General features: G+C 35.2%; 8 protein-coding genes. 4 read left to right on the top strand and 4 right to left on the bottom strand.

What is annotated here, in order from left to right:
• Positions 1-16 precede the first annotated feature (16 nt).
• Positions 17-1,111 carry a tyrosine-type recombinase/integrase gene (locus tag MHB45_RS27350; protein WP_340908201.1) on the bottom strand — a complete coding sequence of 365 codons (1,095 nt, stop codon included), beginning with the start codon at positions 1,109-1,111 and terminating at the stop codon, positions 17-19.
• A 167-nt stretch (positions 1,112-1,278) separates the two neighbouring features.
• Between MHB45_RS27350 and MHB45_RS27355 the strand changes: the two genes are divergently transcribed.
• The 4 genes from MHB45_RS27355 to MHB45_RS27370 all read left to right on the top strand — a co-directional run bounded on the left by MHB45_RS27355 (position 1,279) and on the right by MHB45_RS27370 (position 5,409).
• A complete protein-coding gene (locus MHB45_RS27355; protein ID WP_340908202.1) occupies positions 1,279-1,584 on the top strand; it encodes an ATP-dependent DNA ligase in 306 nt (101 codons plus the stop codon).
• 202 nt (positions 1,585-1,786) lie between these two features.
• Positions 1,787-2,938 (top strand): tyrosine-type recombinase/integrase, encoded by a 1,152-nt coding sequence (locus MHB45_RS27360; protein WP_340908203.1) that lies wholly within the window; start codon positions 1,787-1,789, stop codon positions 2,936-2,938.
• The gene (locus MHB45_RS27365) at positions 2,922-5,036 is read left to right on the top strand and encodes a tyrosine-type recombinase/integrase (RefSeq protein WP_340908204.1); all 2,115 of its coding nucleotides are present in this window, start codon (positions 2,922-2,924) and stop codon (positions 5,034-5,036) included. Before MHB45_RS27360 ends, MHB45_RS27365 begins: the two co-directional genes overlap by 17 nt.
• On the top strand, positions 5,029-5,409 hold the full coding sequence (locus tag MHB45_RS27370; protein WP_284471852.1) for a DUF6262 family protein: 381 nt from the start codon (positions 5,029-5,031) through the stop codon (positions 5,407-5,409). Before MHB45_RS27365 ends, MHB45_RS27370 begins: the two co-directional genes overlap by 8 nt.
• Before the next feature lie 164 nt (positions 5,410-5,573).
• On the opposite strand, the gene MHB45_RS27375 is transcribed toward MHB45_RS27370, so the two are convergent.
• From MHB45_RS27375 to MHB45_RS27385, 3 genes are all read right to left on the bottom strand, one after another.
• A complete protein-coding gene (locus tag MHB45_RS27375) occupies positions 5,574-6,776 on the bottom strand; it encodes an IS110 family transposase (protein ID WP_072274005.1) in 1,203 nt (400 codons plus the stop codon).
• Between the two features lie 304 nt (positions 6,777-7,080).
• Positions 7,081-7,371: a hypothetical protein gene (locus MHB45_RS27380; RefSeq protein ID WP_340907704.1), complete on the bottom strand. Its 291-nt coding sequence runs from the start codon at positions 7,369-7,371 to the stop codon at positions 7,081-7,083.
• 21 nt (positions 7,372-7,392) lie between these two features.
• The gene (locus MHB45_RS27385; RefSeq protein ID WP_340908205.1) at positions 7,393-7,665 is read right to left on the bottom strand and encodes a hypothetical protein; all 273 of its coding nucleotides are present in this window, start codon (positions 7,663-7,665) and stop codon (positions 7,393-7,395) included.
• Between the last annotated feature and the right edge of the window lie 67 nt (positions 7,666-7,732).

The following is a 7,732-nucleotide window of genomic DNA, read 5'->3' on the forward strand; positions in this document are numbered from 1 at the left end:
AATCCTTCTCTCACTGTTATTCTTTCTTGGTGTTCCTGTTCTCTATTGCTTGCGTGTAACTTTCTCGAAGTTGATCTTCGTTAATATGTACATATGTATTTATGGTGGTCTGAACCTGTGCATGACCTAATAGCTTTTGTATGACGGAAATTTCTACACCCTTTGCATGTAGTTCTGATGCAAAAGTATGTCTGAACATATGAGGGGTAAAATCTATTCCCGTCTTTTTCCTTATTCTTTTAATCATCGATTCTACGGTGTTCCGGCTTAGTGGATATCCTTTGTTAGGACCTTGTAATTTTATGAATACATGGTTGGAGTCTACTTCATTTGCATGGTAATCAATTAGGTAGTCTTGGAATAGATTCATCGTTTCTTCGCTTACAAAAACGATTCTGTTTTCACCAGCAGCAGTCTTTGACTTTTTAACTCTAATAGTGTTTTTTATAATATTAAAATCTTCGATTTCAAGCCCGATCGCTTCCCCTATACGTAAGCCACCCTCATATAATATTCGTATTAATAATTCATCTCTTACGTTAGTACAATTGTCATGTATAGTTTGTATTTGTCCTTGCGTTAATGTCTTTATCTGCCTTTTTGTTTCTTTAACCTTTAATATATTTTTGTCTATTAATCTATCTTTTGATATATGATGCAAAAATGGTTTGTAGGTTCTATTGCGTGAGGAAATCTTTTTAGTGCTAGATTCCTTTAATCCATTTTCAAGCATGTTCAACCGGTCTAAAAAATCATAGAAGGACATTACACAGGTTAATATAGTGTTGATTGTTCTCTCAGAACGAACCGAGTTAATTGGCCTTATCGTAGTGATTTTTTCTGACTTATGAGAAGTTCTTAGCCAACCTATGAATCTAGCTACATCTTCAATGGAAACGGACTCGTATGATAATTCCTTTTCCACTAAATACTCAAAATATAATTTTAAGTGATAACAATAAGATCGTAAGGTAAAAACTGATCTTCCTATATTATCCATATACTTTAAGTATTTAATTACTGGAATGACTGGCTCACCTTCACCGTCAACTAATATGTAACGAGTCCCTTCACCATCAATTGTATCAATTGTTATTTCATGTACTTTCATATGCATCACCAATCCATATAGTATCAATTATGATAATCGTTGTCTACTTTGGTAACTATATCCACGTGATATATATAACGATTAAACACCGTAGAAATCCCCCCACATAAACTTATTTATGATTACTATTAATACGGTGTATTTTCGTGGTATAAATAAAGGCAATGATGCAAAGATTTCAATCTAAGAAATCAGAACATAATATACAATATTGCGTGTTTGACGTAATTTATCATAAGGGTCAAAAGGTAACTCATTTACCTCTACACGAGAGAAAAGAGCTGCTTGAAGAAATAGTGGAAGATTCCAATTTAATTTGTAAGGTAAAATGGATGTATGGTAATGGCCCGACTTCTTTTGAACTTGTAAAACAGCAAGGACTTGAAGGGATCGTCCAGAAGAAAGCAAATTCGAAATATCAGATCGGTTCACGATCACATGACTGGATTAAGGTTATTTTAACTATACTATAATTAATAGAGGATAATATGTTCACTATGAACATATATCCTCTATTTTTTATACAAAATAGAATTATTAAATATATTTAGAAAATTATGTATACTTTGTTCATAATGTTGTTTTACTGTAGGAGGACAAAGCCCTCAGTGGGAGGCGTAGTGAGGTCGAAAGGACTGAGAGTAATATATTGTTAATATAGGAGGTGTAAATCCCGTGAAGGTACAAGAAGTTATCCTGGAAGAGAACAAAAAAAGATATATGTTATTGGATCAGCAGGGACTCCCTGTACTATCTGTAATGAAATATCTAAAGTACTTGGATACAACGGGAAAAAGCAGTAACACACAAAAGACCTATTGCTATTCTTTAAAGCATTATTTTACTTATTTACAAGAAAAAGAGAAAGATTACACAGATGTGAATTTCAATAATTTGGTGGAATTTGTAGCATGGTTAAGAAAGCCTTATCAAACAATAAAGGTAACTCCCTTACAACCTACTTCAGCTAATAGGACAGAAAAGACTATCAATCTTACGATTACAGTTGTAACAAATTTTTATGACTTTCTTTACCGAAATGAGGATCTTAAAAATAGTTTGAAAGATAAACTATTCAAACAGGTATTTACAGGGGGCCGGAAAAAATACAAGGATTTTCTCTACCACGTTAACAAGGGAAACCCGTCAAACAGAAATATTCTCAAAATAAGAGAACCGAAGAAAAAGACCCAGGTGTTAGAAAAAGAGGATGTCCACAGGTTATTGGATGCTACATCAAATGTTAGGGATAGGTTATTAATTCAACTTCTCTTTGAAACAGGGTTGCGAATTGGAGAGGTGCTGTCACTATTCATAGAGGACTTCAAATTGGATCATAAGAATGGTCATCATCTTCGGCTAGTAAATCGAGGGGAATTGGAGAATGGAGCCAAACTGAAGACTGGGGAGAGAGAAATATTTATATCACAAGCCTTAATGGATTTATACGACGATTATTTGTACGACATAATAGATGAACTTGAACTGGATACGAACTTTGTTTTTGTTAAATTGCGTGGCAATAACGTAGGTCATCCGATGAACTACCAGGATGTTTCAGCTCTATTCAAGAGATTAAGAAGAAAAACAAGTATTAATGTACATCCACACTTATTGCGTCATACACACGCAACAATGTATTACATGCAAACTAAGGACATTAAGCAAGTTCAAGAACGGTTAGGGCATTCACAAATTCAAACTACGATGAATTTATATCTTCATCCTTCAGCTGAAGAAATTCGTGAGAATTGGGAAAAGGCTCAAGATGCTTTTCAAATAGGTAAATCTCAACCTGAGGAGGACTCAAATGACGCAGATTCTTAATCCACAACAAGCAATCAAAGGTTTTCACGCAAGGCTGGAAAATGAACTTTCCTATTTCTACGTAAAAATCATAAACAAGGATGGCTCAGTTACGATCTCTAGAGTTGATAACTCATACTTTTTAGAGAATGACATTTGGAATTTGGATTACATCGGCACTATAGAAAATTTCAGGGAGCCTGTTTCAAAGTATACAAGGACGTTCAAAAACTTACACTTTTCCATTTCCAATCCAACGGTAAAAACCGAACTAAAATACCTATTCTTCTCTAAATTATTTCGGGAAGAGTGGACGATACATACGTGTATGTCTACAATTTATGATTGTAAAAATCTTATGCTTTTTCTTAATGAGGAATATCCTAATATTCGATCAATTTTAGATCTGGATTTAGATGTGGTGAACCAGGAATGGCATGCATGGCTCATGAAACATGGAAAGAGATTGACACAAACTATAAACAGACGACATAACTACAAGACAGAAATACATTCTACAAATATCGCAACTTTCTTTAAAAAGGTTTATACAACATTAAAAGATATAACGGATGATAGAGAAGAATGGGACAAGGAGTCATGGGATATCCGAAAGTTGAATAATATTTATGGCATAAAGTATAACAAATCCCAAAATAATTATTTTATAAATTTTGACAAGGTACATAATCCGCATTTTAGAAATGGGCTAAAAAAATATTTTAAACATCGGTTGCTAGGTAAGCAAAACTTTTCTGGAGGGACCGCAGTCAATTATATGACTTATATTCCTAATTTTTTGAATGTCATCTCCAAACTCGAGCCTAAATGGCTTGATTTAAAACGGCTAAGACGTGTACATATTCTTAAGTTTATGGAATGGCTTCACATACATTCAAAAAACACTATTAAACATAAAGCTAATAATCCCAATGGATATATTCGGCAGTCTCTGCATATTGTGCAAAAATTTCTGATAGATATACAGAATTATCAATATGACATGGCACCAGAAACAGATATCAGAATCCTTATCTTCCCTGAAGATAAACCGAGAGAAAAGAAAAAGGCGTATGATCAAGTCGATTATATTCCTGATTTCGTACTAGAGCAGTTGTTTCGAGAAATCGATTACCTGCATAAAGAAATACAGCCAATAGTGTGGATTGCATTTAAAACCGGATTAAGGATATCTGATGTTCTCACTTTGAAACATGACTGTTTAGTAAAACTAAATGGCAAATACCAGATAGTCACAGATATCCAAAAAACGTATGTAAATGGGCATTCAATCCCTATTGATGACGAGTTGGCGGCTATTATCGCAGTCTTTATTGACAATTCATGTAAGCGCAGCAATGAAGAGAATAATCCAGAAAAATTTATCTTTGTTCGTTACCGTGGGCCAAGAAAAGGGAAACCATATAGCCAGGAATGGATTAGGCAGAATCTAAATGCACTTTCGATTGAACGAGAAATATTAGGCGAGGATGGTAAAACATTTCACTTCAAAACTCATCAATTCAGGCATACATATGCTGTTAAACTGCTAAACAATGGGACAGATATTTTAACGGTTAAAGAGCTTCTAGCTCATGCTTCTCCTGAGATGACAATGCGATATGCAAAGCTATTAGATACCACCAAGCGTAAGGCCTTTGAGGAGGCTGTTAAACAAGGAATTTTTAGCTTTGATATGAATGGTGAAGTAAATGAAATAAAGCCCAATGAAGACATTCCAAGCGATGTATTAGAAATGTTGTGGAGGGAACAGAAATTAACTGCGGTAGACAACCCCTATGGAACCTGTCATGCCCGTATTAATGGTAACTGTCCTTACTCCGAAGAACCTCCCTGCCTAACTTGTAACGGGGGTAGTCCATGTAAGGATCTCGCTATTGGGTTTTCAAACTTAGATCTTCAAAAGTATGAGTTGTTAGTTAAAACGGCCACAAAAACTATTGAAGCATTGCAACTACGTGGCAGAAGTGAAATTGCGGAAAAGAATAAAAGGAATTTGGACCGTTTTCAAAGCATTTTGAACACTCTTGAGGGTGGCAATATCATCTTCGGCCGTTTAGAGCGCATTAAACGAAAGAAGGTGTTAAACAATGACTGACTATAATCGGAAGGCTCAGCTAAAACAAGTACATCGAAACAGAAAAGCAAAAACCAGTCAGAAAGTAGATGAAGCGATTAAAAAGCTCGTGCGATCGAATGAAAGCATTAATTTCAATAGTGTAGCTAGTGAAGCTGGGGTAGCAAAAGCAACCCTATATAACAATATTGAATTGCGTGAGCGCATTGAAACTCTTCGCAAGCAACAAGTAAAAGCACCAACTACAAAACAGATTAAAAGAGAAATGAATGAAAATAACAAAGATGCTCTCATTGAATCATTAAAACGTAAAATTAAGAGAATAGAAGATGAAAACAAAGGTTTGAGAGAACAATTAAAGGTCGCTTACGCAGAGGTATACAAGAAGATATAGGGGAACAACGTTCCCCCTTTCTTGTTCAACTAAACCAGCTAATAGGATGTCAATATCTTTCTCTAAAATTTTCATTTCCCTTATGATATACTATTTTTGGCCATGACAAATAACCCTCCAAAACCCTTTTGGAAGGATTTTTCTCTGTTTCACAAAATCGTTAATCAGGCTAAATCTAGGAATGCTTCTTTTCTCTTTAATAAAGCGTAAATCCAATGAAGCAACTTATTCATACAGGCAACGATTGACACTTTGGCCGGTTTTCCTTCTGATTTTTTCTTATCATAGAAGGCTTTAAGCTTTTTGTTCCTTGAACTTCTTATGCCGCATAGTACGGCAAGATACAGAGAATGACGTAATCTACTTGAACCTCTTTTAGTAATACGATTAATGGTTGCCGTAAACTTACCCGATGAGTGAACACTTGGATCTACTCCAGCGAAGGCAACCAGTTTTTTCGGATGATTAAACCGATCAATTTCACCAATTTCAGAGATAATCGTGGCTGCGATTTTTTCTCCGATACCGGGAATCGATTGGATGATCTTATACTCTTCCAGTTCATTTGCCAGGGCCACTATTCGATCTTCCAAATCAGAGAGGTGCCCCTGGTAATGAAAAAGCAACTCAATATACATCCGAAGATTGATTACGTGACTTTGATACACGTTTTTTTGGAATGGATTTCGAGATGCGGAGTCCATTATTTTTTTTGCTTTTTCCCATGCCCATTGACCCGATCGGCTAGGACAGAACTCTATAACACTCTCTGCTAGTTTACTTTCCCCGGCTGCTAATACCGCCTCTGAAGTGGGATATTCCTTTAAGATCAATAAAGAAACCCTTGAATATAGATCCCCAAAAACCTTCCGGTATTCTGGAAACACTTGATCTAAAATGGTGTGAAACTGAAGTTTAGCTTCCACATACATATTCGTTACGATTTCCTGTTGTCTGGACAAATTCCGAAGGTCTAATAGCTGAATTCCTCTAATTTTATGAGGTTCTAAATCCTCTTTGTAATACAGCACACACAACTGGTACGCATCGATAGCGTCCGTTTTCACCTTTCGTAAGCTGGACTTCTTTGCCTGATAAGAAATAATCGGATTTAGTAAGATATATGGAATCCCTTGTTCCTCCAGGTATTGAATAACAGGAGAATGGTAATGCCCTGTAGATTCTAAAATGACCATAGGCATTTGCCCTGTCACCTCTTCAATTTCTTTTAGAAATTCTAAAAAATGATCTAACTCCTTTTTGATATGCTTCATTGAAAAGCTCTTCCCATACGGTTTAGATTGATCTAAAAATGCCTGAACTTGGCTCTCTCCTTTTGCCACATCCAGACCAACAACTGGATTCATTGTTTTTTCCTCCTCTACTTACTAACCAGTACCCCTAGTCCTCCATGTAGTGTCATAGCTTCGCTTGTTATTCGAGATCTGCGTCCCAACCAGCCTCAAACATGTTTCTACAAGTAGGGGGCGGACAGTTTAGTTCACGGGATCAAGTCCCACGCACCCGTACGTCCTACCCTGGCTACTGATATAATAGATTCTAATAAAAAAAGGTCAACCAGTAAAAACTGGCTAACCTTATAATACGAAGCACCCGTTAGTTCAACAAGGATTAAAGTTTATGAAATCCAATAAGTGATATTGAATTTTTTTACATTAAACCTATTACTACCCCAATAATTGAAAAAGAAAATACTAATAAAATCAATAAGATTATTAAAGGAGCTATCTTCTTTAGAAATCCTTCTTCTTTGTTTTTAAAACTTATATAACTAAAAACCAGGCTAAGTACACCTGTAATAAAAGAACTAGAAAATAATACTTTTAGGAAAACAACCATCATACCTTCAGGTTTATCAGGAGCAAATTCATAAGCAATAAACATTGTTATTGCACTTATAATGCTTAATATCGCAGATCTTTTGCTGTATTTTTCGTTCATTAGTTTTAAACTCCCTCATCTTTAACTAAGAAACCTTAAGTTAAAAAATTTTTTATATGAAAATATTATAATTCCACAAATCACAGTTACTCCTACAAATGTGAATAAGTAAAGAAAAGGAGAATTTACCTTACCAAAAACTACTTCATTTTGAAGTGTTTCTACTTTATCCCATGCACTTGTAATATCTGGTTTATAGTTCCTTGTTTTTATATATCCGACTAACATCATACCGACTAAATAGATTATATGAATTGCAATTGAACCAATAAATGCTTGAAAAACCAGCTTCATTTAGACCCTCCTTTACAACCTCATACTACCATAATAACCCATATGTGTTAATGAACTAAACTGCCCC

The organism is Peribacillus sp. FSL K6-5616 (assembly GCF_038008245.1).
Taxonomy (GTDB): Bacteria; Bacillota; Bacilli; order Bacillales; family DSM-1321; genus Peribacillus; species Peribacillus frigoritolerans.

Coding starts and splice junctions, on each gene's coding strand:
- MHB45_RS27350 (WP_340908201.1), bottom strand. CDS start 1,111: ATGAAAGTACATGAAATAACAATTGATACAATTGATGGTGAAGGGACT.
- MHB45_RS27355 (WP_340908202.1), top strand. CDS start 1,279: ATGCAAAGATTTCAATCTAAGAAATCAGAACATAATATACAATATTGC.
- MHB45_RS27365 (WP_340908204.1), top strand. CDS start 2,922: ATGACGCAGATTCTTAATCCACAACAAGCAATCAAAGGTTTTCACGCA.
- MHB45_RS27370 (WP_284471852.1), top strand. CDS start 5,029: ATGACTGACTATAATCGGAAGGCTCAGCTAAAACAAGTACATCGAAAC.
- MHB45_RS27375 (WP_072274005.1), bottom strand. CDS start 6,776: ATGAATCCAGTTGTTGGTCTGGATGTGGCAAAAGGAGAGAGCCAAGTT.
- MHB45_RS27380 (WP_340907704.1), bottom strand. CDS start 7,371: ATGAACGAAAAATACAGCAAAAGATCTGCGATATTAAGCATTATAAGT.
- MHB45_RS27385 (WP_340908205.1), bottom strand. CDS start 7,665: ATGAAGCTGGTTTTTCAAGCATTTATTGGTTCAATTGCAATTCATATA.